The organism is Ruegeria sp. CDSC002 (assembly GCF_059610905.1).
The window spans coordinates 172,658-196,915 of record NZ_JBXWOM010000006.1; the positions used below are offsets into that span (position 1 = coordinate 172,658).

The 24,258-nt window shown below is 56.7% G+C and carries 26 protein-coding genes; 16 read left to right on the top strand and 10 right to left on the bottom strand.

Annotation, left to right across the window (positions count from 1 at the left end; genetic code table 11):
- Positions 1 to 157: 157 nt before the first annotated feature.
- Complete coding sequence (locus tag AC2FJE_RS12910) at positions 158 to 604, bottom strand: Lrp/AsnC family transcriptional regulator (RefSeq protein ID WP_496758106.1); 447 nt, start codon at positions 602 to 604, stop codon at positions 158 to 160.
- 523 nt (positions 605 to 1,127) lie between these two features.
- On the opposite strand from AC2FJE_RS12910, the gene AC2FJE_RS12915 reads away from it, so the two are divergent.
- From AC2FJE_RS12915 to AC2FJE_RS12935, 5 genes are all read left to right on the top strand, one after another.
- Positions 1,128 to 2,219, top strand: coding sequence for an aromatic ring-hydroxylating oxygenase subunit alpha (locus AC2FJE_RS12915; RefSeq protein WP_282169300.1), 1,092 nt, complete (start codon positions 1,128 to 1,130; stop codon positions 2,217 to 2,219).
- A 19-nt stretch (positions 2,220 to 2,238) separates the two neighbouring features.
- A complete protein-coding gene (gloA, locus tag AC2FJE_RS12920) occupies positions 2,239 to 2,673 on the top strand; it encodes a lactoylglutathione lyase (RefSeq protein ID WP_085823161.1) in 435 nt (144 codons plus the stop codon).
- A 4-nt stretch (positions 2,674 to 2,677) separates the two neighbouring features.
- Positions 2,678 to 3,076 (top strand): cupin domain-containing protein, encoded by a 399-nt coding sequence (locus AC2FJE_RS12925; protein WP_108859955.1) that lies wholly within the window; start codon positions 2,678 to 2,680, stop codon positions 3,074 to 3,076.
- A 102-nt stretch (positions 3,077 to 3,178) separates the two neighbouring features.
- Positions 3,179 to 4,618, top strand: coding sequence for a glutamine synthetase family protein (locus AC2FJE_RS12930; protein WP_282120403.1), 1,440 nt, complete (start codon positions 3,179 to 3,181; stop codon positions 4,616 to 4,618).
- 19 nt (positions 4,619 to 4,637) lie between these two features.
- Entirely contained in the window at positions 4,638 to 5,651 is a 1,014-nt protein-coding gene (locus AC2FJE_RS12935; RefSeq protein ID WP_496761008.1) for an alpha/beta fold hydrolase, read from the top strand.
- Between the two features lie 330 nt (positions 5,652 to 5,981).
- Here the strand turns inward: AC2FJE_RS12935 and AC2FJE_RS12940 are convergent, their stop codons facing one another.
- The gene (locus AC2FJE_RS12940; RefSeq protein ID WP_109311451.1) at positions 5,982 to 6,581 is read right to left on the bottom strand and encodes a superoxide dismutase; all 600 of its coding nucleotides are present in this window, start codon (positions 6,579 to 6,581) and stop codon (positions 5,982 to 5,984) included.
- Between the two features lie 101 nt (positions 6,582 to 6,682).
- On the opposite strand from AC2FJE_RS12940, the gene AC2FJE_RS12945 reads away from it, so the two are divergent.
- On the top strand, positions 6,683 to 7,444 hold the full coding sequence (locus AC2FJE_RS12945) for an FkbM family methyltransferase (RefSeq protein WP_496761009.1): 762 nt from the start codon (positions 6,683 to 6,685) through the stop codon (positions 7,442 to 7,444).
- 102 nt (positions 7,445 to 7,546) lie between these two features.
- Positions 7,547 to 7,945, top strand: a complete 399-nt coding sequence (locus AC2FJE_RS12950; RefSeq protein WP_496761010.1) for a hypothetical protein — start codon at positions 7,547 to 7,549, stop codon at positions 7,943 to 7,945.
- Positions 7,946 to 7,987: 42 nt separating this feature from the next.
- Here the strand turns inward: AC2FJE_RS12950 and AC2FJE_RS12955 are convergent, their stop codons facing one another.
- From AC2FJE_RS12955 to AC2FJE_RS12970, 4 genes are all read right to left on the bottom strand, one after another.
- Positions 7,988 to 8,554 carry a sarcosine oxidase subunit gamma gene (locus AC2FJE_RS12955; protein ID WP_496754508.1) on the bottom strand — a complete coding sequence of 189 codons (567 nt, stop codon included), beginning with the start codon at positions 8,552 to 8,554 and terminating at the stop codon, positions 7,988 to 7,990.
- Complete coding sequence (locus AC2FJE_RS12960) at positions 8,547 to 11,561, bottom strand: sarcosine oxidase subunit alpha family protein (RefSeq protein ID WP_496761011.1); 3,015 nt, start codon at positions 11,559 to 11,561, stop codon at positions 8,547 to 8,549. Before AC2FJE_RS12960 ends, AC2FJE_RS12955 begins: the two co-directional genes overlap by 8 nt.
- A gap of 43 nt (positions 11,562 to 11,604) precedes the next feature.
- Positions 11,605 to 11,934, bottom strand: a complete 330-nt coding sequence (locus AC2FJE_RS12965; protein ID WP_282151554.1) for a sarcosine oxidase subunit delta — start codon at positions 11,932 to 11,934, stop codon at positions 11,605 to 11,607.
- 76 nt (positions 11,935 to 12,010) lie between these two features.
- Entirely contained in the window at positions 12,011 to 13,255 is a 1,245-nt protein-coding gene (locus AC2FJE_RS12970) for a sarcosine oxidase subunit beta family protein (RefSeq protein WP_108860433.1), read from the bottom strand.
- Between the two features lie 196 nt (positions 13,256 to 13,451).
- Between AC2FJE_RS12970 and ccmI the strand changes: the two genes are divergently transcribed.
- Genes ccmI through AC2FJE_RS12985 form a run of 3 tightly spaced genes read left to right on the top strand, consistent with a single transcriptional unit; the run spans position 13,452 to position 15,391 of the window.
- Complete coding sequence (gene ccmI, locus AC2FJE_RS12975; protein WP_496754512.1) at positions 13,452 to 14,678, top strand: c-type cytochrome biogenesis protein CcmI; 1,227 nt, start codon at positions 13,452 to 13,454, stop codon at positions 14,676 to 14,678.
- On the top strand, positions 14,675 to 15,139 hold the full coding sequence (gene ruvX / locus AC2FJE_RS12980) for a Holliday junction resolvase RuvX (RefSeq protein WP_058278324.1): 465 nt from the start codon (positions 14,675 to 14,677) through the stop codon (positions 15,137 to 15,139). The genes ccmI and ruvX overlap by 4 nt, the downstream gene beginning before the upstream one ends.
- An 18-nt stretch (positions 15,140 to 15,157) precedes the next feature.
- Entirely contained in the window at positions 15,158 to 15,391 is a 234-nt protein-coding gene (locus tag AC2FJE_RS12985) for a DUF1289 domain-containing protein (RefSeq protein WP_058274068.1), read from the top strand.
- A gap of 268 nt (positions 15,392 to 15,659) precedes the next feature.
- On the opposite strand, the gene AC2FJE_RS12990 is transcribed toward AC2FJE_RS12985, so the two are convergent.
- From AC2FJE_RS12990 to dusA, 4 genes are read right to left on the bottom strand one after another with little or no spacing between them, the layout of a single operon-like run.
- A complete protein-coding gene (locus AC2FJE_RS12990) occupies positions 15,660 to 16,388 on the bottom strand; it encodes a SpoIIAA family protein (RefSeq protein WP_058274069.1) in 729 nt (242 codons plus the stop codon).
- Between the two features lie 33 nt (positions 16,389 to 16,421).
- The gene (locus AC2FJE_RS12995) at positions 16,422 to 17,204 is read right to left on the bottom strand and encodes a hypothetical protein (RefSeq protein WP_496754514.1); all 783 of its coding nucleotides are present in this window, start codon (positions 17,202 to 17,204) and stop codon (positions 16,422 to 16,424) included.
- Positions 17,201 to 18,025 carry a sulfite exporter TauE/SafE family protein gene (locus AC2FJE_RS13000; protein WP_109311481.1) on the bottom strand — a complete coding sequence of 275 codons (825 nt, stop codon included), beginning with the start codon at positions 18,023 to 18,025 and terminating at the stop codon, positions 17,201 to 17,203. Before AC2FJE_RS13000 ends, AC2FJE_RS12995 begins: the two co-directional genes overlap by 4 nt.
- 40 nt (positions 18,026 to 18,065) lie before the next feature.
- Positions 18,066 to 19,061, bottom strand: coding sequence for a tRNA dihydrouridine(20/20a) synthase DusA (dusA, locus tag AC2FJE_RS13005; protein WP_496761012.1), 996 nt, complete (start codon positions 19,059 to 19,061; stop codon positions 18,066 to 18,068).
- A 104-nt stretch (positions 19,062 to 19,165) separates the two neighbouring features.
- On the opposite strand from dusA, the gene AC2FJE_RS13010 reads away from it, so the two are divergent.
- The 6 genes from AC2FJE_RS13010 to AC2FJE_RS13035 all read left to right on the top strand — a co-directional run bounded on the left by AC2FJE_RS13010 (position 19,166) and on the right by AC2FJE_RS13035 (position 24,095).
- Positions 19,166 to 20,194 carry a tyrosine-type recombinase/integrase gene (locus AC2FJE_RS13010; RefSeq protein WP_496761013.1) on the top strand — a complete coding sequence of 343 codons (1,029 nt, stop codon included), beginning with the start codon at positions 19,166 to 19,168 and terminating at the stop codon, positions 20,192 to 20,194.
- A complete protein-coding gene (locus AC2FJE_RS13015; RefSeq protein WP_496761014.1) occupies positions 20,191 to 20,532 on the top strand; it encodes a hypothetical protein in 342 nt (113 codons plus the stop codon). Before AC2FJE_RS13010 ends, AC2FJE_RS13015 begins: the two co-directional genes overlap by 4 nt.
- 10 nt (positions 20,533 to 20,542) lie before the next feature.
- The gene (locus AC2FJE_RS13020) at positions 20,543 to 20,890 is read left to right on the top strand and encodes a hypothetical protein (RefSeq protein WP_496761015.1); all 348 of its coding nucleotides are present in this window, start codon (positions 20,543 to 20,545) and stop codon (positions 20,888 to 20,890) included.
- A gap of 170 nt (positions 20,891 to 21,060) precedes the next feature.
- Entirely contained in the window at positions 21,061 to 21,321 is a 261-nt protein-coding gene (locus tag AC2FJE_RS13025; protein ID WP_496761016.1) for a hypothetical protein, read from the top strand.
- A complete protein-coding gene (locus AC2FJE_RS13030) occupies positions 21,318 to 21,551 on the top strand; it encodes a hypothetical protein (protein ID WP_496761017.1) in 234 nt (77 codons plus the stop codon). The genes AC2FJE_RS13025 and AC2FJE_RS13030 overlap by 4 nt, the downstream gene beginning before the upstream one ends.
- 159 nt (positions 21,552 to 21,710) lie before the next feature.
- The gene (locus AC2FJE_RS13035; protein WP_496761018.1) at positions 21,711 to 24,095 is read left to right on the top strand and encodes a DUF3987 domain-containing protein; all 2,385 of its coding nucleotides are present in this window, start codon (positions 21,711 to 21,713) and stop codon (positions 24,093 to 24,095) included.
- Positions 24,096 to 24,258 lie beyond the last annotated feature (163 nt).

Below are 24,258 nucleotides of genomic sequence, written 5' to 3' on the forward strand. Positions count from 1 at the left end.
CCCGGCATTCACGACGACTTGTCAGACAACATCTTTCGCACAGTTGGGAAGACTGATTGCTGTCGGAGGCGACATTAAGACCGGCGCATAATATCTCCGCAAAAACTCTGTCAAAATCCTTTCGCCCTATTGGCTTCAGCGATGGGCTTCTCCCCAATCATTCCCTCACATGCTGCTTTAGCAGGAACTGATTCTTGAAGTTCTTCAGCCCCGGCATAACGTCGGCATTGGCGATATCGTCATTTGCGTGGATTTCACGCTCCAGAAATTCCTTCAATGCGTCATCATCGTCGCTGACCAATTCAATGATAAGGTCATATCGACCCGCGACCCACAGAATGAAAACAACCCGAGGGTTCTTTTCAAGCCGCTCCGCCACCTGGCGTGGGGTCACGCCAACAGCCACATTCAACCCAATCATCGCGTCGGTTGTGTACTCTGTGGCCACGGGATCCGACATCGCGACGATCCGCAACATGTTATTGTCTCGCAGACCGCTCACCCTGTTGCGGATGGTTCCTTCGGACACGTTCAACTGCTGCGCAATCTCCGAAAAGGCCATCCGGCCATCTTGCTGCAACAGCCGGATGATCTGTTGGTTCAAGTCATCCTTTGGGGACCTAATGCTCTGTGCGGTGGCGCGCACGTTTGATTGCTTTTTGACTGCCATATACCTGATGCTCGATTGCTGCATTCGTAGCTGAGACTAGGTGAGGACATCGAAATCCGCAATTCTCCCCTGAGAATTCTGTGGCAGGAAGTGCAGAAAACGACATCCTTTGCCCTCGACACCGCAGTTTCCAAGGACGGTGACGCGGACCTATTGCCAAATTTTCTGTAAAATCCCGTTGGAATTGCGGCTCTCGCAATCCACACGACCTCGTTATTCGAAATTCGTACCATCATGCCGTTTTTTGACCAGATCATTTCCGATTCTTGCCCCAAAATCCCAATTAGTCGCGGAAATCGAAATATCGCTAGACGAAAAATGCGATATTCGCAGTCGAAACCTCAAGCCCCGGCGCGGCGGGACAAAGTCGGCAAGTAGGAAGACCGCGAGAAACGGAAAAACCATGCGCCTGTCGTTGGACCGACGGGTACAGGTGGCAGTGTCGAAGGGAGGACAAATGACAATTGCCGAGGATAGAGCCCAGGCCGTTGGAGGGCCTCAGCACGGGTTGACCGCCGGGGCGTATCGTAGCGAAGAGTTCTGGCAGCGGGAATGCCAGACGGTCCTGGCCAAGAACTGGGTATTCATCGGGTTTGCGCATCAGATGGCAAACCCCGGCGACGCTCATCCGGTCACATGCGCAAACTTGCCACTGTTGGCGGTGCGCGGTCGTGATGGCGACATCCAGGTTTTTCACAACGTTTGCCTGCACCGGTGCATGACATTGGTCGACAAGCCCAAGAACGTCGGCAAGCTGATCCGCTGCCCCTATCACGCTTGGGCTTATGACCTGGATGGCCGCCTGCGCGCTGCACCTCATTTTGCCGGAACCGGCAAGCAGGAGTTCGACGGCTTTGACATCAAAAATCATCGCCTCAAGCCCGTTCGCACCCATGTCTGGCATGACTGGATCTTCGTCAATCTGGACGGGAATGCGCCGGATTTCGAAGACTATGCCGCGCCTTTGATCAGCCGACTGGAGGGGATGGACTTCACCAGAGTGGAACCAATTGGCCTGCTCGACTTTGGTGAGATTGGCACCAACTGGAAGCTGATCATGGAGAACTTTATCGAGCCCTACCACGTTCAGTTTGTCCATGCCTCAACCACTGATCAGCCGTTGGAGAACCACTATACCATCACCGATGGCACCTGCATCGGCAGCGCGGTGGATCTGAACGAAGAGTTGGGCACATCCGGCAGTCTGGGCGTCAGCTCTCGCTATCTGACCCTGTACCCCAATTTCATTCTGGGCCGCTATTTTCCGGATCAACTGGGCGTCTATCTGAACGTACCCATCGGCCCCGGAAAAATGCGCCAGTACCGAGCACTTTACACGACAGAAGGTCAGGAGCTGAGCGCCGAGGAAATACAAGCCCTCAGAAACCTTTGGTGGGATGTCCACAAGGAAGATCACGAGATGGTTGAACGCATGTTTGAGGGCCGCAAGTCCCCAGTCGCCGAGGATGGAGGCCTGTTGTCGCCCGCCTGGGAGGACAGCGTGCGCGCCTTCCAGGATCTGATCGAGCGCGACGTAGCTGGTGCCTAAGCAAGAAGGAACAATAACGATGAACAAGTCCATATCCAAAGGGTTTCGTCTGGCCCATACGATGATGCGGGTCACCGACATGGAGAAGTCACTGGATTTCTATTGCGGAATTCTGGGTATGGAAGTGCAGCGGCGCACGGACTACCCCGAAGGCAAATTCACCAATACCTTTATCGGCTATGGGCCCGAGGCCGAGTTTCCCACGCTGGAGCTGACCGCCAATTGGGATCAGGGCACGCCTTATGACAAAGGCGACGGCTGGGGTCACATCTGCATCGAAACGCCAGATGTTTATGCCGCGTGCGAACAGCTGGCTGCGGCGGGCGTAAACATCACCCGCCCACCGGGGCCAATGAAAAACGGCACAAGGGTCATCGCCTTTTGCGAGGACCCCGACGGTTACAAGGTCGAATTGAACGAATCCATACTGAAACACCTGGCACAGGAAGGCTGACCAAATGGGTGACACACCTCAACTTTTCAAATTCGATCTGGTTCAAAACCGCTACGACTCGATGGGCGACAGCGACACTTACATCAAACCGATGGTGACCAGCGAATTCAGCAAGTCCATGTGCGGCGGTATCAACGTCCTGAACAACATCAAGGTGCCGTGGGATCTGACCTGCGACGAGATCATTTATTGCCTTGAGGGTACATTCCGACTGGTTTGCGATGGCAAAAGTTATGTTTGCAATCGTGGTGATGTGCTGTTTGTCCCAAAGGACAACCACATTTCCTACGAGTCGGACGGCAAATGCGTGATCTTCTATGCCGCCTACCCTCACAACTGGAAACAGCTTGCCGGGATCACGCAGGTTCCGGGCATCGACCCCGACGATTTTGTCCCCGGCTGAACACCTTTTCGCTGAGCGACAGAACAACCGAAACCAGCACCAACACTGAGGGGTCACCCTCGGTGAACCAAATCTGATTGCCATTCGATGGGAGGACGCCGAATGCCCAAGGACAATGCCAGCACCCGCATCTACTACGAGACTTTCCATGACGCTGTCGAGCGTAACCGCCCGCGTATCGCAGAGGTACGGCAACGTCTGGAGGAGGCTGGCGTCAAATACGTGATGGCCGCCTGGATTGACCTGCACGGTATTCCAAAAACCAAACCCGTACCGATGAGTGATTTTGAACCGCTATGCCTTGGAAAAGGCCCGCAATTCGCGGTGCATTCGATTTCGTACGTGCCCGAGCTAAGCCCCGCCGACAGCGATCAGGTGGTGGTGCCGGATCTCGATGCCGTCTACGTCTGTCCATGGGACACATCGATGGCGATCATCTTCTCGGATCTCTACTGGGAAGACGCTCCTTACAACGTTTGTCCGCGTCAGGCCCTGAAACGCGCCATGCACGAGGCCGCGCTGGAAGGGTACACTGGTTACGCAGGGGTAGAACCCGAGTTTATCGTGATGAAATACGACGACGCCGGGCAGCCGGTAAAGGCATTTGACGATGACCCTGCAGATGGGCTTCGTCCGCGTCGTCAGGCATTTGGCTATGATGTTGAGTATTCCATCGACTCGATGCCATTCCTAAAAACCCTGATCGACATCATCGAAGGATTAGGCTGGAACCTGCATGACGTGGTGGCCGAGGGGGCGTATTCCCAGTTTGAACTTGATTTCCACTACACCAACCTGCTGGAAATGTCCGACCGGTTGGCTTTTCTGCGCATCACGTTGAAAGAGGTGGCCAAGCAGCATGGGCTGTTTGTGACCTTCATGCCCAAACCAACTGTGGGGGACTGGCGGTCCGGGGCGCATATCAACATGTCGATGCAGCATGAAAGTCGCCCCGGCGAAAACATTTTTGAGACACCCGATGGCAACTGGAGCGACGAGAGCCGCTGGGCCGTGGGCGGATTGATGCAGCACGCCGAAGCCATCACCGCAATCACCTGTCCGACAGTGAATTCCTATAACGGGTTGGTGCCGCGCGTTGGCGGTTTTGAAGGCGGCACAGTCACCTGGGCTCCGACCAATATCACATATGGCTTCAACAATCGCTCGGCCCAGTTCCGCCTGCCACAGAGCCGCCACTGCATCGAAAACCGTGCCTGCGACATGACCATGAATGTCTATCTGGCAATGGCGATGCATCTGAGCTGTAGTGTTAAGGGCATCAAAGAAAAGACCGACCCGGGCGAACCAACGGATTTTGATCTCTATTCTAAGACCGAAGCTGAACTTGCCAAGCTCGGAATCCGCCGATTGCCGCGAACGCTCTATAACGCGATTGAGGCTTTGCGTGGCGATGCCATGGCGGAACATGTGATGGGCCCGGTGATGCGTAGTTCTTATCTCGAATACAAAAACGATGAGTGGGAGCGGTATCACCAATCGGTCACCGATTGGGAAGTGCAGGAATATCTGCGGCTCTACTAAAACAGGAAAGGATCAGGTGGTGCCGGATTTTGAGATTTACGAGCTGGGCGACTTTCCGCTTTTGTCGGGCGAGGTATTGAAGGATGCCAAGCTTGCCTATCAGACCTACGGAACAATGTCGGCCGCCCGTGACAATGTCATCGTTCTGCCCACCTTTTATACCGGCACAAATTCCCGTAACGAGGGGTTCTTTGGCCCGGGTCGCGCGATTGATCCAAGCCGCCATTTTATCGTCAGTCCGAACCTGTTCGGTAATGGTCGCTCATCGTCGCCATCGAACACGCCTACGCCGCAGGACGGCCCGCGATTTCCGCTGGTGCAGATGTGGGACAACATCGCTGCCCAGCATCGGTTGATCCATGATCACCTGGGGATCGAGAAAATCGCCCTAGTCGCTGGCTGGTCAATGGCGGGCTGCCAATCCTACCAGTGGGCGGCGCAATACCCGGACATGGTCCAAGCGATCCTGCCTTTCTGCGCCTCGGCCAAGACCTCACCGCATAATTTTGTCTTCCTCGAAGGGGTCAAGGCCGCCCTTTGTGCGGATCAGAATTGGAACGGCGGTAATTATGACAGCCCACCCGAGGCTGGGCTTAGCGCCTTTGGCCGGGTTTACGCAGGCTGGGCCTTCTCTCAGACCTTCTATCGCGAGGGGCTATATCGGCAGCTGGGATTTCAATCCATTGAAGAACTGATGCAGGATTGGGAGCAGGACCATGTGCAGGGCTGGGATGCCAACAACTTACTGGCAAAGCTTGCCACTTGGCAGGCAGGCGACATCTCAGCCGGGCCGCTTTACAATGAAGATTTTGAACTGGCGCTAGGTGCCATCAAGGCTCGTGCCATTCTGATGCCTTGTACTCAGGATCTATATTTCCCTCCCGAGGACAACGAAATTGAGGCCCACCACATACCTCGCGCCGTCTTCCGCCCTTACAATTCCCCTTGGGGCCATTGCGCTGCCAACCCAGGCAATGACAAAGGTTTCACTGCGCAGCTAGATGCCAATATTCGGGAACTTTTAGAAGATTAACACTTGGTAAATAACTGGGGGGGCCGTACGCATTCACTAGTTACCGATATTTTTCGTTAATCGAGGGGCGGCAACGCGGCAACTGGAACGCAAACATGTTGGTTTAGGTATAGCTCTACTTTGGTTTGTTCGATCAACTTTTTTAAGTCCGCTTTACCGCACACAGCAGACGCCAATACCAGTCACAGCATTCGAAACATTGGGCTCACTGCTGCCATTCGACGCCGATTGCAAAACGCCGCATCACCTTCAGAAACACCCATCTAAATAAAAAAGACCTGCCGACGTCACCGCCAGCAGGCCCTTGATAAACCCTTATCGGGTCAACAATCACATCCGCGATGCAACGTTTTCCCAGTTCACCAGATTGTCGAGGAAGTTCGACAGGTAAGCCGGACGCTTGTTACGGAAATCGATGTAGTAGCTGTGCTCCCAAACGTCACAGCCCAGCAGTGCTGTCTGACCAAAGCACAGCGGGTTCACGCCGTTTTCGGTCTTGGTCACGGCCAGCGAGCCGTCTGCGTTTTTGACCAGCCACGCCCAGCCCGAACCGAACTGACCGGCACCAGCCGCGCTGAACTGCGACTTGAACTCGTCAACCGAGCCAAAGCTCTCTGTCAGGGCTTTTTCCAGGTCACCGGGCATTGCGTTACCGCCGGGTCCCATCATTTCCCAGAACTGGTTGTGGTTCCACAGCTGGCTGATGTTGTTGAAGATGCCGTTTTGCGCGACGGCGTTTGCGTCGTAGGTGCCAACGATGATCTCTTCCAGCGACTTGCCGTCCCACTCGGTGCCGGCGATCAGCTTGTTGCCGTTGTCGACATAGGCCTTGTGGTGCAGGTCGTGGTGATATTCCAGTGTTTCCGCGGACATACCCTTGGCTGCCAGCGCGTCATGTGCATAAGGAAGATCAGGAAGTTCAAAAGCCATATCGGCCCCCTGTTAAAAATGTAAGTTGCGGTTCCCAAGGTTAAATGCTTTGGCAGCCGCCGCAGGTCAAGAGCCGAGACAAGAAAACCCGGAGGCAGGCGATGCTTACACAGGCGCGCAAGATGTTTTACCGCGCCCGCGGATACTATGCGGGTCAGCTGAATGGCGAGCCGTTTCGTCTGGACCCTTATCATTCGAAATTTTGGCGCAAGGCATCCGATGGCAAGTGGGAGCCTGAAACCTTCGCCGTGCTCGACAAGTATCTGTCGGCAGATCGGGATTATCTGGACATCGGCGCATGGATTGGTCCCACAGTCCTGTACGGTGCCCGCAAGGCGCGGCACGTTTGGTGTTTCGAACCGGACCCAACGGCCTTTCGGCATCTGGCCTGGAACCTCGACCTGAACGACATCCGCAACGTTTCGGCCTTTGGCGTGGCGTTGTCGGACCAGTTCGGAGTGGCCCGCATGGCGTCGGTGCGCGGCGAGCCGGGCGATTCCACCAGCTCACTTTTGCACGACGGAACACATGGCAATGACGCCTTGACGATCGCATGGGACCAATTCGAGGCGGCGAATGACCTGTCGGGCGTTTCTCTGGTCAAGATGGATATTGAGGGGGCTGAGTTTTTTGTGCTGCCAACGATCCTGCCCTGGTTGAAACGGACGCGACCTACTCTGTACCTCTCACTCCACTCACCGCTTTTGCCCGAAGAGGACAGACATCAGCGGACCTCAGACCTGCTGAGCAGTCTCTCCTTTTATCCTGAAATTACTGACGAAACCGGACGCCCGCTGGATGTTCAGAAAGCGCTCAGCCCAACGGAAATGACACGGTACCGTACGGTTTTGTTTACTGGCTAGTAATGCGGCCATTAGCCCTGTCGAAGTAGGTGTTTCCACACTTGCAACCCAAGCGTGAGCTTGTTGAAGTGAACCCACGGAATAGTTTGAAGGATAACAAAAATGAAAGCTTCGCTTACGGCGATTGCTGCGATGATCGTTTCCGCGCAATCAGTTTTAGCTGGCACCGTCGAATACAAATGCGAAACCACGAAGCCGGACGGCCATGGCTGGATCGCACCCGAGTATTATTTTCAAGTAGATACTGACACGCGTGAGGCCAAAGTTGTCAGCGGTCATCACGATTGGACCAGCGCCCAACTCAAAGTGAAAAAAAGTGGCGAATATCGCATGTTTTGGAACGTCACCCTCCGGTCAAGCGAAGGACAAAATCTGCGCATGAAATATCAGGCAAATCTTAATTCGGCAAAAAACACTGTCAAAGTTCGCGCCAGTTTTGCGCATACAAGCGCTGCCAACAAACCATATGGATCCGGAGTTTGCAGCGTATTCACCGGGTAAAGAAAGCCCCGGCATAGCCGGGGCTTTTCAGTTCAATTCGGTTCAGTAAACCCCAACTTCGCTGCCCGGCTGCGCCGCAACTTTAAGCAGCTTGAACACGTAGTCTGCGGCCGACCGGAAACAGACAACGCGAAAAGTTTCAGCGTCATCCATCCAGAACGCCCCTGCCACCTGCGCCAAGCGCGAGCGGCGGATCTGACCTGGTTGAAATGCCTCAGCCGACAGCTCGACTGGGGCAAGTTTGCCCAGCACCTCACGCGCATTGCTGCCCGAGATACTGAACACGGCGCGGGCGTCCGAGACGTTGACGGCCAGCGCGTGTGTACCGCTCAGCGCGTTGGTCAAGGCCGCCAGTTTGGCCTCAACCTCGGCGTAAGGAACAAGCACCAACAATTCATCGGTGGACATCCAGCAAACGCCGGACTCACCGTCGACCAAGGCTTCGCGCTGACCGGGCATCTTCTGACCCGTTGCGTCCTTGACGGCCTTGGCCAACACCTTGTCGGACAGGTCGCCGCGCAAAGTAATCATACCCTGCAGGCCACATTCCCGGACCTTGGCGATGCCATCATAGCTTGCGTGGTTCAGTGCGCTGATGGGTTCAGACATTCTGCTTCTCCCCGTCCTTATCGAAGAAGATCGGGTCAACGATCTTAGCTTTGTAGGTTTTGCCATCGGTACCCGGGAACTCGACGATCTCGCCCATGCGGTCGGGACCGTGCTTGATCAGACCCATTGCGATGCCCTTGCCCAGATTGGCCGAGTAATAGGTTGAGGTCACCCGTCCGATCATATTGCGCTGCCCGTTGGCGTTGACGCCCTCGCCGACTGCGTAAGCTCCGTCAGGGATGACCGAACCATCCACAGTCTCAAGACCAACCAGTTTCCAGCGGTCCGGATCGGCCATGTGGCTGCGCGAATGGGCGCGTTTTCCGAGGTAGTCCTCTTTCTTCTTCGAGAGCGCCCAGTGCAGCCCCAGATCCTGCGGGATCACGGTGCCGTCGGTCTCGTCCCCGATCATGATAAAGCCCTTCTCGGCCCGCAGGATGTGCAGACATTCAGTGCCGTATGGCATGACGCCGAATTCTTTGCCAGCCGCCATCAGGGCATCCCAGAACGCCTGACCCTGCGATGCGGGAACCGCAATCTCATAAGACAACTCGCCAGAGAACGAGATGCGGTAAGCGCGGCAGTCAAACTCACCGATCTTGCCATCACGCCATTCCATGAAGGGCAGCGCTTCTTTCGAAACATCCATACCGCCCAATTCTTCCAACACCTTGCGGGCGTTGGGGCCAACCACCGCGACCTGCGCGTATTGCTCGGTCACGTTGGCAACGTAGACTTTCCAGTCCCACCACTCGGTCTGCAGCCATTCTTCCATATGGGCATGGATGCGTTCGGCTCCGCCGGTGGTTGTGTGGCACAGCCAAGTGTCCTCGTCGATGCGAGCAACAACACCGTCGTCGATCAGAAAACCGTTTTCCGAGCACATCAGGCCATAGCGGCATTTGCCGACCTTCAGCGTGGACATCATGTTGGTGTACATCATGTCGAGGAACTTGCCGGCGTCCGGGCCTTTGACGATCAGTTTACCCAGTGTCGACGCGTCCAGCAGACCAAGGTTTTCGCGGGTGTTCTTGACCTCGCGGTTTACTGCGTCGTGCACAGATTCACCAGGACGTACATAAGCGTAGGTCCGGCGCCAGTGGCCGACCGGTTCCCAATCCGCGCCGTTCTTGTCGTGCCAGTTGTGCATCGGTGTCTGACGGATCGGCTGGAACACATCCCCACGCGCCTCGCCGCCAATCGCACCCATCGAAATGGGCGTGTATGGCGGGCGGAACGTGGTGGTTCCTACCTTCGGAATTTCTGATTCCAGTGCATCAGCAAGAATCGCCAACCCATTGATATTGCTTAACTTACCCTGATCCGTCGCCATGCCCAGTGTAGTGTATCGCTTAGTATGCTCGACGCTTTCATAGCCCTCGCGCGCGGCCAGTTGCACGTCAGAGACTTTGACGTCGTTCTGGAAGTCCAGCCAGGATTTCATGCGTAACTGCACTTCGGCGTTGGCGGGCATCAGCCAGACCGCTTGCATAGCGGCCTCTTGCGTGGCCTCAACAGCCGGAGCTTTGGTGTTCTTTGGCTTGAAGCCAGCTGCTTTGGCGGCCGCTTTGCCCGCAGCGTGCGCGTCCGTCAGAACATCGCCTAACGCCAGAGGGCCATTAGACGCACCAGCAGCCACAACAAATCCCTCGCCGTTCGCGCCCAGTGGTGGCCGCGCCGGATCAGGGCGGAAATGCGCGTGTGCCTCGTCCCAAATCAGCTTGCCGCCGCAATGCGACCACATATGAACAACCGGGGACCAACCGCCAGACATGGCAACCGCGTCGCACTCAACTTCTTCGCGAGCGCCACCGATACCTTCCTGATTGCAGATTTCGACCTTTTTAACGCGCTTGCCGCCTTTGACTTTGGCAATGGCTTTGCCGGGGTCGACCCGGATGCCAAGCTGTCGCGCCTCTTCGGCCAGCGGTCCGGCCGCAGCGCGCGCATCAATAACACGCAGAACATCGACACCCGCCTGCTTGAGGATGATCGCTGTGCGATATGCGTCGTCATTGTTGGTCGCAACGATCACACGTTCGCCCGGGGTTACGCCCCAATTCACCACATAGTCGCGCATGGCCGCGGCCAGCATGACGCCCGGCACATCATTGCCCGCAAATGACAGCGGACGTTCGATTGCACCTGTCGCAGTGACGACCTGCTTGGCCCGGATACGCCACAGGCGATGGCGTGGACCTTGTGTGCCCGGTTTATGGTCGTTCAGACGCTCATACCCCAGCACATAACCATGGTCATAGACGCCCGCGCCCATGCAGCGGTTGCGCATGATAACGTTGTCCATTGCTTCCAGTTTGGAAACCATTTGTTCCACGAACTTATCCACAGGCTCATCATTGATGGTCCCGCCATCGACCGGAGCACGCCCACCCCAATGCGCGGTTTGCTCGATCAGCAGAACCTTGGCACCGGTCTCGGCCGCAGCCATGGCCGCCTGCAACCCGGCAACACCGCCACCGATCACCAGAACGTCGGTGAAGGCGTAGAAGTGCTCATAGGTATCTGCGTCGCGGTTGTCCTTGCCGGGTGCTTTGCCCAGACCAGCCGACCGCCGGATGATCGGCTCGTAGACGTGTTTCCAGAATGGCTTGGGGTGGATGAACGTCTTGTAGTAGAAGCCCGCCGGCAGGAACCGCGCCAGCGCTGTGTTCACGGCACCGATGTCGAATTCCAGGTTCGGCCAGTGGTTCTGTGAAATTGAGGTCAGACCATTGAACAGCTCGGTCGTTGTGGCGCGCTGGTTCGGCTCGAACCGGTTGCCCTGACCCAGGCCAACCAAGGCGTTCGGCTCTTCTGCACCGCTGGCGACAACACCGCGCGGCCGGTGGTATTTGAACGACCGGCCCATCATCATCTGATCGTTGGCCAACAGGGCCGAGGCGAGCGTGTCGCCCTCGTACCCCTGCATCGAGGTGCCGTTGAAGGTGAAGGTGACCTGTTTCGACCGGTCAATCAGCCGGCCTTGTTTTGCGAGACGGGTGCTCATGTTGCTGACCTTTCGCAGGCGGAATTAGGGATGGCAGCGTGGATCATTCGTAGTCTCTCCACGTCCAGCCAGGGCGCTTTGCAGTGATCGCGTCCTTGAGTTCTTTCGGCGGCTCGGTGGTCTGGGCGGAATAGGTTCCGAACACTTCGAGCGTTTGTGTGCAGCGAGCGGCGTGGAACCACTTGCCGCAGCCGTTGCTGTGGCGCCAGCGTTCGAAATGAACGCCTTTGGGATTTTCACGCATGAACAGGTAGTCGTGGAATTCGCCATCCGACGAGCCGGGACCGAAGCGTTTCAGGTGCGCCTCACCTCCGGCGGACAGTTCAGATTCTTCGGCGTCGACGCCGCAATACGGGCAGTTCAGGATCAGCATATGGTCATCCTTTTGGCGGTCGGCTGGCAATGTGGCCAACCAGAATTCTATTAGGTGGCACCTTCGGGCCAGGGTGTTAGTGCGCCACCCCGGCGGCGACGCTTTCGTCGATGAAGCGGCCCTCTTTGAAGCGGTCCAGCGTAAAGGCTTCGGTCAGCGGAGAGTGACCTGTGGCCATCAGCTGCGCCATGCCCCATCCAGATCCGGGAATCGACTTGAAGCCACCCGTGCCCCAGCCACAGTTGATAAAGCAACCGCCCAAAGGCGTTTTTGACAGGATCGGAGACCGGTCGCCGGTCATGTCCACAATCCCGCCCCACTGGCGCAGCATCTTCAGGCGCGAGATCATCGGGAAAGTTTCGACCAGTGCCCGAACGGTTTCCTCGATATGATGGAAGCTGCCGCGCTGGGTGTAGTTGTTGAAGGCATCAGTGCCGCCGCCAATCACCATCTCACCCTTGTCGGACTGTGACATGTAACCATGCACGGTGTTGGCCATCACCACCACGTCCATGCAGGGTTTGATCGGCTCGGACACCAGCGCCTGCAGGGCAATCGCCTCAAGCGGCAAACGGAAGCCCGCCATCTCGGCCAGCTGACCGGAATGGCCCGCAACCACCATACCTAGCTTGTCACAGTCAATCGAACCCTTGGTCGTATCGACACCGACAACGCGGCCATTCTCAGACCTGACGCCTTTGACCTCGCATTGCTGGATGATGTCCATGCCCATTGCGGAACAGGCGCGCGCATATCCCCAAGCCACGGCGTCGTGACGAGCGGTGCCCCCGCGTTCCTGCCACAATGCGCCCAGAACCGGATAGCGCGGGCCGTCGATGTTGATAATCGGTACCAGCTCCTTAACGCGCTCAGGGGTGATCCACTCGGTCTGCACACCTTGCAAAGCGTTGGCATGTGCCGTGCGCTGATAGCCGCGAATTTCGTGCTGAGTCTGGGCCAGCATCATGACGCCACGGGGGCTGAACATGATGTTATAGTTCAGTTCCTGGCTCAGATCCTCGTACAGGCTACGCGCTTTTTCGTAGATCGCTGCCGAAGGGTCCTGCAGATAGTTTGAGCGGATGATAGTCGTGTTCCGACCGGTGTTACCACCGCCCAGCCAGCCTTTTTCGATCACGGCGACATTCTGGATGCCGTAGTTCTTACCCAGATAATATGCTGTGGCCAGACCATGACCGCCCGCACCAACGATGATCACGTCGTATTTCTTCTTGGGTTCGGGCGAACGCCAGGCGCGTTCCCATCCGGTGTGATAGCGCAGCGCTTCGCGCGCTACAGCAAAGGCTGAATAGTGTTTCATAGGCGAATCCATCCGGTTCGGTGATTGCGCGAAGATATGCCGCGTAACGCCAGCGCGCCCCTGCCGTTCAACGCCGTAATATCGCACTATTGCGACATAGGCCCCATTATTGCGACACGAAGTCTGCCAGCGGCCATTTGTCCCTTTTGTCGGCCCGCCGAGAGGTCTAAGTCAGGGCAGCCACTTCGGAGAAGCCATGTCGTTCTGGGTCCTGATCATCCTAACAGCTGCCGTGACTGCAGTGTTCCTGGGCTATTCTATCCTGCGCGCGCGCGACACACGCGAACCCGCAGCGGCCTATGACCTGCGTGTTTATCGCGAACAATTGGCGGGCGTGGACAAGGATCTCGCCCGAGGTGTCATCGGGGAAGCAGATGCCGAGCGTGTACGCACCGAGATTTCACGCCGTATTCTGGCCGCAGACGCACAGATACAGGCACAGTCGACTCGACCGGGACCGCCACTTTGGGCTTCGGTCACCGCTATCGCAGCCGTGGGTCTTATCCTGGTCGGCGGTGCGGCCTGGATGTACGACCGGATGGGTGCGGCGGGGCTGCCGGATCAACCTCTGTCGCTGCGCATTGATCGAGCGGAAACCTTGCGCGCGGAACGCCCCAGCCAAGCTGAATTCGAAGCCACCACAACACCAGCCCCCCTGCCGCAGCTGGAAGAAAGCTATGCAACGCTTTTGGAGCAGTTGCGTGAAACCGTCGAAGCGCGTCCCGATGACCTGCAAGGCCATGTTCTTTTGGCGCAACACGAAGCGAACGCAGGCAACTTTCCGGCCGCTTACAAGGCCCAGCAGCGCGTGATCGAATTGTCTGGCGACGCTGTCCCTGCAGACGCTTATTCGCATCTGGCCGAAATGATGATCTTGTCGGCGGGTGGATATGTATCCCCCGAAGCCGAAGCTGCATTGCGCGAAGCGTTAAAACGCGATCCGCGACATGGCCCGGCGCTGTATTACCTTGGCCAGATGATGGTGCAGGTCGGACGCCCCGACATCGGGTATCGCATCTGGACCGACGCATTGCGCAACGCACCGGCCGGCGCGCCATGGGTCGACGCAATTCTGGCCCAACTGGATGAGCTGGCCTTTCGCGCAGGGGTGTTCAACGCGCCCGAGGTTTCGGCCCCCGCAGGACCCGGCCCAAGCCAGGATGACGTCGTGGCCGCCGCTGCGCTGACCCCGGAAGAACGACAAGAGATGATCCGAGGCATGGTTAATCAGCTCTCCGACCGGTTGGCCACCGAAGGAGGAGCGCCCGAGGATTGGGCTCGTCTGATCGCGGCACTGGGCGTTCTGGGCGAAGGACAGCGCGCCATCGACATCAGGAACGAAGCCATGGCGGTCTTTGCCGGAAACGCCGACGCGCTGGAGATCATCGACGCTGCCGCACTTCAGGCAGGTATCGCGCAATGATATATGACGAATTCGAAGACTTCGCCGCCGCATTATCCCCTATGACTGCCCTGATGGGGTTGGATCTGGGCGAAAAGACCATCGGCGTGGCCGTGTCCGACCGGATGCGCGGCGTGGCCAGCCCGCTTGAGACCGTGCGACGCAAGAAATTCACCCTGGATTCGGCCCGATTGCTGGACATCATCGCGGACCGAGAGATTGGTGGTGTCGTACTCGGCCTGCCCAAAAACATGGACGGCACCGAAGGCCCCCGGTGCCAATCGACCCGCGCTTTTGCCCGAAATCTGTCACGTCTGACCGAGGTTTCAATCAGCTTCTGGGACGAACGGCTAAGCACAGTCGCGGCGGAAAAAGCACTTCTTGAGGCGGATACGTCACGAAAACGTCGCGGACAGGTTATCGATCACGTTGCGGCAGGCTATATTCTACAAGGAGCGCTGGACAGGCTGCGCTTTCTTTAAGGGCAACGGGGTGTACCGATGACAAACATGGTCTGGAAAAGGAACGAGGTCGAGAGCCCTTGCATCCAGATATGCGTCGTGCACCCGACCGAGCGCATCTGTACCGGTTGTTATCGCACAATTGATGAGATCACGCGCTGGTCGAAAATGGACAGCGTTGAGCGTGCCGAAATCATGGAAGATCTGCCTGCACGCAAACCCCGACTTGCCAAACGGCGCGGTGGGCGGGCTGCGCGAATGAACAAATCCTGATATCCACTTCTGGCTTTTTGGCTGAATTCGCGCCGCTGCGGGTCGGTCTGAACTCCGAGGGGGGATCAAGTTCGACGACATGCGTAAGTGAGTGGCAACCCACAGCGGCGCTCTTCAGCATTTAAGTTCTTCCGAAGTGGTCATACGGAAGACTAAAACACGTTTAATCTTTTTTTGACCGACTGATCAAGAAAAAATAAACAGCCGAAAATTTAACCTTACGTAATGGTAAAGCTCGGCGAAATCTTTCGCTCTGCCGGCCGCCGCCTTACCCGGCTGCAAGCCAGGATTTTGCGTTTTCGAAATCCTCAGAAGGAAAGAACTGCGTGCGGGCACCCAGAACGTGACTGGCGACACGCTGCGCCATATGTTGCCACGCTTTGTCCCCGATTATGGCGGCGCGATCCAGCATTCCCACATGCCCTCGGGCCAGACGGAAATGCGCGGCCAGTGCGGTCAGCCCCTGCCAGCCGTCAAACTCGCGCAGGTCAATCAACAGACGGAACCCGTTCTTTGAGCTTAGCAAGGTATCCAGATCACGCTCTGCCTGCTGGTACTCTTCGGGATCCAGTTTGCCCATCAGGCTGATCTGCACGCAGGGTCCCCCCAGATCGGTCACATGAATGGCCCCCAGCGACTCGCGCATCCAACGGCGCGCGGCCTCAAGTTCCGAAAGTTCAAACACCTGAACGGGGCATGGCAGAATCGGCGCGGCCAGACGGATGCTGGTCTGCACCCAGCCCTGATCAGCCGCAACTGCGATACGGTCAAACCCGCGCCAGTGGCTGAGACCCAGCTTGGTATCGGACCACGCGGCCCCAAGATCATAACCTTTGAACTCTGGCTGCACGATCGCCAACAGACGCACCGCATCATGAGCCTCTAGCGCCGCTTCGATCGCGGGGACCAATGTCTCGCTGTAATCTTTGCTTGTCACTTCGCCGGACAGCTCGACCTCAATCTGGGCCCCTTCAGAATGCGTATGAACCGTAATCATCGAAAACCTCCAAACCTGAATAATGGCAACAGGTTACGGGGATTCGATCCACTCGGCTACTCCCCCCGCGCATTCCGGACGAAAATAGGCGATCATCCGTCCATCCGGCCCGGCGGTCGCCCCCTCGGCCCAAGGCGCGACGCCGTGCAAACAGTGGCGATGCAGCAGGTAGGCTTCACCCGGCTTTGCAGGCAGCTCAATACGGGGGCAGGTTTCAAACACCTCACGACGGGCGGTCTGATAGACATCGGTGATGTCGATCTGGTGCAGACTGTCCTTGGGCTGGCCTTCCATGGCACGCTGAAAGGCTGCCCCCAGAATCTTGTGGCTGCCTTCCCACAGAACCATCGACGCGGCATCCGCACTTGCATCCGTTAACGGAATGCCAAGGATCCATGCGTGTGGCTCATCCACCCGTCGTCGGCGATCCGGCCCCATGGGACGCAAACCGTCTACATGCGCCGCGTCACGGTTCCGCCGGTATCTGCTGGCGGCATCGTTTTCGCCACGACGTGGGCGGGGATAACCGGGATAAACGACCGAGACCTGCCCCTTGTGCAGTGGCAACCGCCCGTAATGTTCGGCGATAAAGTCTATCGCCTGACCTGACAAAAGGTCTGATTGCCCCACCCTGCCCTCTGGATCGTTATCCAGCGCATCCACGCCGATGAACCACGTGCCTTCGCAATCCAGCCATTCCGCAAAGGTTGGATCCGTGACCGAGGCGCGGGCTTGCGGCAAAGCGTGTTCAACCCATTGGGCAAGTGTCGGATCGTGTGGAAACCTGATCCAGCCCTTGTCCCAAAAATCGGTCATAGCCCCAACGCCTTGCGAAGCATGTTCAAGGCGACCAGCGTCAGAAACACCGCGAACACGCGCTTCAATGGTTTGGGGTCCATCGCATGCGCCAGTTTCACACCCCACGGCGCGGTGATCATGGTCATGGTCACGACAATTGCAAATGCTATCAAATTGACAGCGCCAATTGTGAACGGCGGGCGGTGTTCAGGCGCTATGTCCAAGAATAGAAAGCCCAGAACTGAAGGCACGGCGATGATCACGCCAAACCCGGCCGCCGTTGCAACCGCCCTGTGGATGGGCGTGTTGAACAGACTCATCAGCGGCACGCCAAAGCTACCGCCGCCAATGCCCATCAGAACTGAAAGGAACCCGACTGAAGGTGACAAAACGGCCCGCTTCACGCCTTTTGGCATCACATCACCAAGCCGCCATTCCGATTTGCCCAAGCCCAGATAAGCGCCGATGACCATGCCCAACACTCCGAACAAGGCTTGCAAGGCTTCGGTTCGTAGCGCCGAGGCGACCAGCACGCCGACAATTGCACCAACTGCAATTCCCGGCCCCCAACCGCGCAAAATATCCCAGTCTACCGCGCCTTTCTTGTTGTGCGCCAAGACGGATCGCAATGAGGTGACGATGATGGTTGCCAGTGAGGTCGCAAGACACAACTGCATCAATTGCGGGCCACCATATCCAAGTGTTTGGAACGCATAGAAAAACGCTGGCACCAAAACGATGCCGCCGCCGACACCCAGCAATCCGGCCAAAACACCGGCCAGCGCCCCGATTACAAGCAAAAGGCCCAGCATCTGGGCCAGTAACATCGTCTCGGGCATCATCCCCCCAAACCGGCCAACTGGCCGTATCCTGTAGCTGTCAAACCTCTGCCAAAGGCGCGATGCTGTCCAGCGCCTGCAGCATCACCTCGGGGCCTGCCCCATCGTGAACCGCACCCTCGGACAAAGCCCGCCTCCACGCACGCGCACCGGGACGTCCGGCAAACAGGCCCAGCATATGACGCGTGATCTGGTGCAGGCGGCCGCCCTCGGCAAGGTGGTTTTCGACATAGGGCACCATTTTGTGAACGACATCAATCGGATCAGCTACCTGCCCGCTGCCGAAGATCATGGCATCCGCCTGGGCCAGAATATCCGTGGGTTGGTGATAGGCCGCGCGGCCAATCATGACACCGTCCAGCCCGGCGTCCAGTTGCGTCTTTGCTTGTTCCAGAGACGTGATTCCGCCATTGATCGAGACGTGCAGGTCCGGGAACGCATTTTTCATCCGATGCACAAGGTCGTAGTCCAAAGGCGGGATATCCCTGTTTTCCTTTGGGCTAAGCCCTTGCAGCCATGCTTTGCGCGCGTGGATTGTTACGCGTCGGCATCCGGCCGCCTGAATGGCCTGCAGGAATTCAGGCAAGACCCGTTCCGGATCCTGATCATCGACCCCAATACGGCATTTGACCGTCACCTCGACATCAACAGCGTCGCGCATCGCGGCAACGCAATCAGCAACACGAGCGGGATCTTTCATCAAGACGGCCCCGAATGTACCCGATTGCACCCGATCCGAAGGACAGCCACAGTTCAGGTTGATCTCATCATACCCCGCTTGCGCGCCCAGCCGGGCCGCCTGCGACAGCTCCTCTGCGTCAGAACCGCCCAATTGCAGCGCGACGGGGTGTTCCTGCGAACTGAAGTCCAACAAATGCAATGCGCCACCTCGCACCAACGCCGGGGCGGTTACCATTTCGGTGTATAGAAGTGTCTGCTGGCTGAGCAGTCGGTGCACAAATCGGCAATGCCGGTCTGTCCAATCCATCATGGGTGCTACTGATAATTTAGCGTGATAATTCAATGATTTAGTCATATCTCTACCAGCTTTTTTGCCTCAAAGTTGCACACGTATTGCACACGTTTGTATTTTTTCTGTATGAAGCGTGCAGGGAAATTTGCACACGGATCGCACATCACATGGCCACTATCACGAAATTACCGTCAGGCAAATGGCGGGCGCAGGTAAGACGCAAAGGCGTGAACAAGGGCCGAACCTTCACGCGCAAAACGGATGCGGTTGGTTGGGCTGCGGACTTGGAAAGATCGCTGGAAGGCGGGCGCACCGCTGGTACGATACAGGCACCCTCTGACATGACGCTGGCCATGGTGATCATGTCCTATCTGAAACAGGTCGAAACGGGCCGCACCAACCGCTTCAATCTTGAACGGATCGCAAGTAGGATCGGTGGCGTATCGATGCGGAACCTGTCGGCCCTGACGATCCAAGGCTACGTTGACCAGCGGTTGAAAGAAGGCGTGACGGGCGCGACCCTTTCGGGTGATCTGTCCGCCCTGTCCAGCGTCCTGAAATGGGCCAGACACAGCCGCAAGATCGACATTGACCCAGGCCTAGCCAAAGACGCCCGCACCGCCCTGACAACGGCGCGTATCGATACCCGCAGCCAAGAGCGTGACCGCATTCCGACCGATGACGAACTGGATCGGATCATCGCTTGGTTCGATGCCAACCCGCGCATGACGATACCGATGCCAACCATAATTCGGTTTGCCGCAACCAGCGGAATGCGTCTTGGCGAAATCTGCCGTATTCGGATCGAAGACATCAGGTGGAACGAAAAGGCCGTGTTGATACGCGAACGGAAAGACCCGAAGCGCAAAGCCCGCAATGATCAGCTTGTGCCGTTAGTGGGTGAGGCGTTCGACATTGCCCGCAAAATGGCCAACGGGCGCACAGATGGCCGCTTGTTCCCGTACGATGGCAAATCCGCTGGCACTGCGTGGCGTCGTGCCGTGAAAGCGTGCGGGATCCACGATCTGCATTTTCACGATCTGAGGCACCACGCAATTACCGAATTGTTCCGCCTTGGTCTGCCAATTGAACTGGTGGCCGTTGTGTCCGGTCACCGCGACTGGAAGCACCTGAAACGCTACACCCAGCTTGGCGCGGCTGATGTTCACGCAGCATTGGAAGGATTACAGCGATGAGATTTACAGCAACTTTGATTGCCGCTCTGATGGCGGGTGCTGCATCTGCAGGCTTGGAGTGCAAAGGTCCGCAAATTAAGGTCACCGAACAGGGTGGAAAGGCCCTGATAACACTAAACATTCATCCAGGTGAAAGCCCTACATTCGCTGCAGATTGCAAAAAGTTCTTTGAGCTTCCCAACCAAATCGAAGCAAAAAACGTATCGCTCTGCCACACCTCATCGAGTGCGTTCATACTAGAACCACAGGCAGTTTTTATGGTGCTCACTAACGATGGAACGTTTTCGACGGGACACATTGCTTTTGATGCCACATGTACAGGCTTTGGAGATGAGTGAGGGAAAACAGATGAAGTTTTTTGCAACCGCCTGTGCCACTCTAATAGTGACAACCGCTTCTGCGGATATTTCCTGCGAGGGCCCAGAAATTAAGTTAGTGGAACAAGGCGGAAAGGCCCTTCTAACAGTAGCTGATCAGACCTACTCTGGGAATTGTGGTCCCGTATACCCCCCACTCGATTTCGATACCGAAATAAGCGACATTCGAGTTTGCGGCTTCGAAACGCAATCTGACGATATAGCGGGTATCGAATTTCTCATACTTGAGCCGCAACGAATTTTGTCGCCCGTCCGCTCACCTTTTGGTCACTTTGGAGTTTCGTTCGAAGCCACCTGCACAGGCTTTGACGATGAATGACGCCTTGCAGAAACTTGCATCGTCAGGCTAACGTCACAAGACCAGCCGAGTCGCATCGGCTGAACTAGACCACACGACAAATGACTTGAACTAGCTAGGAACCGTCAGCGCATCGCGTTGGCAAACCGAACTGGTCGGGTCGTGGCCCGCCAAATGCAAAGGGGGCCGTCGTGGACGATCCAATCCTTGTAAAGTTTCTGGCCGAAAACGGCTGGATGACCGAAGAACAGGTTGCAGCGTTTGAAGTCTGCGATATTCAGACAATCAAATCCCGCCGAAGCCGTGGCGGAATGCCGAACCATCGCAAGGTTGGCAAAACCATTCTGTATCTGCGATCCGAATACGCCGAGTTGATCGAAACGGATCGCTTGCGCGAAAAGAACCCGCCCGCACCCCTCGCGTCACAAGACCTGTTGGACGGTGTCGCATGAAGCTGCTGTTGGAAGAAGCCAGGGCAAAGAACCTCGTGGCCGATGTTACCTATTGGATGACCCATTATGGCGACACTGGCGACCATACCCGTGCCGCAAATTACGCCCGTCTGGTGAATCGTCTTTACGTCGGCTTGGCACGTGAACGGCGCGACGGTCTGGTAATCGTCAAGCTGTCTGGCGACGTGGAAACCAAGCTGTACAACCAACTGTCTCGGGCGGATGCGTAACAGCCAATTAACCATCACGGGCGCGGTGTGGCTGAGCGCGAGCTGACAGCGAAGTGATGGAACGAAAAGACCCGTGACGCATGAGGCGTCACGGGCCACAAGAATTCCGCCAACCACAGCGGGTCGCACAACACCCCATTACGCAAGAGGCTGTCAGATATGGCAAACGATATAGGACAATATGTCGATTGGAAACAAGAAGCTAAGAAGACGGGACTTCGCGTGTTTCCTGTGCATATCGACTGGAATCCAATTGGTCGAAAGTACGACAAAAGGCCGATGATCAAGGATTGGCCAAACGCGGCAAGTTCCGATCCAGTCGCCATCGATGCGATGCCGTGGGGGTATGCAAACGGCTACGGAATAGCCACTGGGGGCGGCATCTATGTTCTGGACGACGACGGTTACAAAGAAGGATCAAAGGCCGCTGAATGGTTGGCCACACGGCACCTAAATGGCGGCACGCGTACGCACCGCACGATCAGTGGCGGCACGCATCGGATTTACCAATTACCTGCGGGTGTCGAACTGAGAAACCGCAGCGGTATCGTGATGGGTCTGGACGCCCGTGGTGATGGGGGATTCATAGCGTTTGGCGACGGATACCAGGTGATTGACGTAAGCCAGCCCGCGCTGCTTGATCCGTCTATTTGTGCTGAGTTGGCGCAGCCGCCGAAACAGAAAATTGAACTGTCTGGTGATGAAGATTTCACACCCGCTGAATTGACGCCCGATCTGATGCAACGCTTGGAACAGCAGAAGCAGTGGAACCCGCAGTTTGCAGCAGACCTGATGGCACCAGCGGTGGAAGGTATCGACAAGTCGAAGACGCTGCACAGCGTTGCGCGCACGCTGAAATCCACGGGATTTACCAGCAATGAATATGCGGCCATTGTCGAAGAAATATCCATCGCGCCGATGGCCCATGTTGAGAACCAAGGGAAGAACGCATTGCGGGCGTTGAAACGGTTCTGGGCGATGGCTGGTCCGTCCTTGGCCGTGTCGCTGGCAAAAATGCCCGCTAACCCAAAAAAGCCGCACGTTGCACCGAAGGCATCAAACCTGCAACCGATGGCCGATGTGGACCCTGTGGACCTGTTACAGCCCATTGTGCCACCCGCACTGCCAGAACACTGCATTCCGCCTGTTCTGCGGCCCATACTGATGCACGAAGCACCCGCAATGGGCGTGCCGCCGGAAATCTTGTTCGTCGCGTGCATTGGGGGCGTTGTGGCGGTGCTGGACGACCGTGTGAAGATCAAGCCGCATCAGCACCGGGATTGGGAAGAACGCGCGTGCCTGTGGCTGACATTGATCGGTGATCCGTCGATCAAAAAGACACCGGGTTTAAATCTCGGAATGAAGCCCGTGCGCAAGCTGGATCGCCAATACACGGACGAGGACGCTGGACGGATCGCGCAGTACCAGACCGAATTGAAGCGGTACAACACGGCCCTGAAGAAATACACGGACGGGAAGACGCAGGAACCGCCAGAGGGATTTGCACCGCAGCACCCCGATACCAGAATGTTGGTCATCAGCGACACGACAACATCAAAACTATCCGACATTTTGCAGTACAATCCGCGTGGCATTCTGGTCGAACAGGATGAACTGTCAGGCTGGTTTGCCAGCGTCGAAGGACGTGGCGAAGCGGCCAAGACACGGGCCGATTTTCTGAAGCTGTACAATGGTGGCCCAAACAAGATCGCACGCGTCACACGCGGCATAGTCAACGTGCCGAATTGGTCTGGATCCATCATTGGCGGCATCCAACCTGCCGCGCTGGCCACGGCCATGAAGCACGCACAGGACGACGGCCTGTTGCAGCGGTTCTATCCGTTCTTTGCCAGCCGTGCTGGCCGCGCTACAAATGCGGTATCGGATGACAGCCAAAAGGCCGCGTACCAGCATGTGATCAACCAAGTGGCCGCATCGTTGCCAGGCACCGTCCAGCTATCACCCGAAGCCGTGCAGATATTGGATCGCTGCTGGGGCGAAATCCACAGTCTGATTGACGAGGGCGGATTGTCAATTCGGATGAAAAGCCATCTGTCGAAATGGGAAGGTGGTCTGTATCGTTGGGCATTGGTCCTGCACGCCATGGAATGTGCACATTACGGCATGCAGCCTGTTCAATACATGGTATCCGCAAAAACGGCGCAGATCGTGGCTGACCTGCACATGAAGTATTTTCTGCCGAACATCTTCGCGCTGTACGAAAACGTGCTGGGCGATGGTGGTGATGCCGAACACGTCCGCTGGATCGCTGGTTACATTCTCAGCCGCGAACTGAAAGAACTGTCGTTGCGAGATTTGCAGCGCAATTACCGTAGATGGGGCAATCTGGACGATCCAATGAAACTACGCCTATTGCGCTTCATTGAAGACAGTGGGTGGATCACACCATTGGATGCCAATTACCTTCCACGGCGTTGGACAGTGAACCAGACCGTCTACACCAAGTTCGTCGTACAGGCTGAACAGGAAAAACTACGGCGTGCTGAAATCGTCCGTAAAATCAAAGAAAGCGTCGGAAAATAAAAGTGTCGACAATGTCGCTTGTGCGTGAGGTACAAATAGTTTTTCTTCTCCTTCTCAAAATTTTATTCACGTCTCGCGCGCGTGCGAGCGACTTTGTCGACAGTGGTTATTCCGATAATAAACTACGGGAACAATAATAGATGCCATGCGGTCCGATTTACTA

What these genes read in the sequence shown, in the direction of transcription:
- AC2FJE_RS12960 (WP_496761011.1), bottom strand. Translation starts at nt 11,561, where the DNA reads ATGAGCACCCGTCTCGCAAAACAAGGCCGGCTGATTGACCGGTCGAAA.
- AC2FJE_RS13000 (WP_109311481.1), bottom strand. Translation starts at nt 18,025, where the DNA reads ATGCCCGAGACGATGTTACTGGCCCAGATGCTGGGCCTTTTGCTTGTA.
- AC2FJE_RS13020 (WP_496761015.1), top strand. Translation starts at nt 20,543, where the DNA reads ATGAAGTTTTTTGCAACCGCCTGTGCCACTCTAATAGTGACAACCGCT.
- AC2FJE_RS13010 (WP_496761013.1), top strand. Translation starts at nt 19,166, where the DNA reads ATGGCCACTATCACGAAATTACCGTCAGGCAAATGGCGGGCGCAGGTA.
- AC2FJE_RS13035 (WP_496761018.1), top strand. Translation starts at nt 21,711, where the DNA reads ATGGCAAACGATATAGGACAATATGTCGATTGGAAACAAGAAGCTAAG.
- AC2FJE_RS12940 (WP_109311451.1), bottom strand. Translation starts at nt 6,581, where the DNA reads ATGGCTTTTGAACTTCCTGATCTTCCTTATGCACATGACGCGCTGGCA.
- AC2FJE_RS12955 (WP_496754508.1), bottom strand. Translation starts at nt 8,554, where the DNA reads ATGTCTGAACCCATCAGCGCACTGAACCACGCAAGCTATGATGGCATC.
- ruvX (WP_058278324.1), top strand. Translation starts at nt 14,675, where the DNA reads ATGATATATGACGAATTCGAAGACTTCGCCGCCGCATTATCCCCTATG.
- ccmI (WP_496754512.1), top strand. Translation starts at nt 13,452, where the DNA reads ATGTCGTTCTGGGTCCTGATCATCCTAACAGCTGCCGTGACTGCAGTG.
- AC2FJE_RS13030 (WP_496761017.1), top strand. Translation starts at nt 21,318, where the DNA reads ATGAAGCTGCTGTTGGAAGAAGCCAGGGCAAAGAACCTCGTGGCCGAT.
- AC2FJE_RS12930 (WP_282120403.1), top strand. Translation starts at nt 3,179, where the DNA reads ATGCCCAAGGACAATGCCAGCACCCGCATCTACTACGAGACTTTCCAT.
- AC2FJE_RS12950 (WP_496761010.1), top strand. Translation starts at nt 7,547, where the DNA reads ATGAAAGCTTCGCTTACGGCGATTGCTGCGATGATCGTTTCCGCGCAA.
- AC2FJE_RS13015 (WP_496761014.1), top strand. Translation starts at nt 20,191, where the DNA reads ATGAGATTTACAGCAACTTTGATTGCCGCTCTGATGGCGGGTGCTGCA.
- AC2FJE_RS12970 (WP_108860433.1), bottom strand. Translation starts at nt 13,255, where the DNA reads ATGAAACACTATTCAGCCTTTGCTGTAGCGCGCGAAGCGCTGCGCTAT.
- AC2FJE_RS12995 (WP_496754514.1), bottom strand. Translation starts at nt 17,204, where the DNA reads ATGACCGATTTTTGGGACAAGGGCTGGATCAGGTTTCCACACGATCCG.
- gloA (WP_085823161.1), top strand. Translation starts at nt 2,239, where the DNA reads ATGAACAAGTCCATATCCAAAGGGTTTCGTCTGGCCCATACGATGATG.
- AC2FJE_RS12990 (WP_058274069.1), bottom strand. Translation starts at nt 16,388, where the DNA reads ATGATTACGGTTCATACGCATTCTGAAGGGGCCCAGATTGAGGTCGAG.
- AC2FJE_RS12915 (WP_282169300.1), top strand. Translation starts at nt 1,128, where the DNA reads ATGACAATTGCCGAGGATAGAGCCCAGGCCGTTGGAGGGCCTCAGCAC.
- AC2FJE_RS12965 (WP_282151554.1), bottom strand. Translation starts at nt 11,934, where the DNA reads ATGCTGATCCTGAACTGCCCGTATTGCGGCGTCGACGCCGAAGAATCT.
- AC2FJE_RS12925 (WP_108859955.1), top strand. Translation starts at nt 2,678, where the DNA reads ATGGGTGACACACCTCAACTTTTCAAATTCGATCTGGTTCAAAACCGC.
- dusA (WP_496761012.1), bottom strand. Translation starts at nt 19,061, where the DNA reads ATGACTAAATCATTGAATTATCACGCTAAATTATCAGTAGCACCCATG.
- AC2FJE_RS12985 (WP_058274068.1), top strand. Translation starts at nt 15,158, where the DNA reads ATGACAAACATGGTCTGGAAAAGGAACGAGGTCGAGAGCCCTTGCATC.
- AC2FJE_RS12945 (WP_496761009.1), top strand. Translation starts at nt 6,683, where the DNA reads ATGCTTACACAGGCGCGCAAGATGTTTTACCGCGCCCGCGGATACTAT.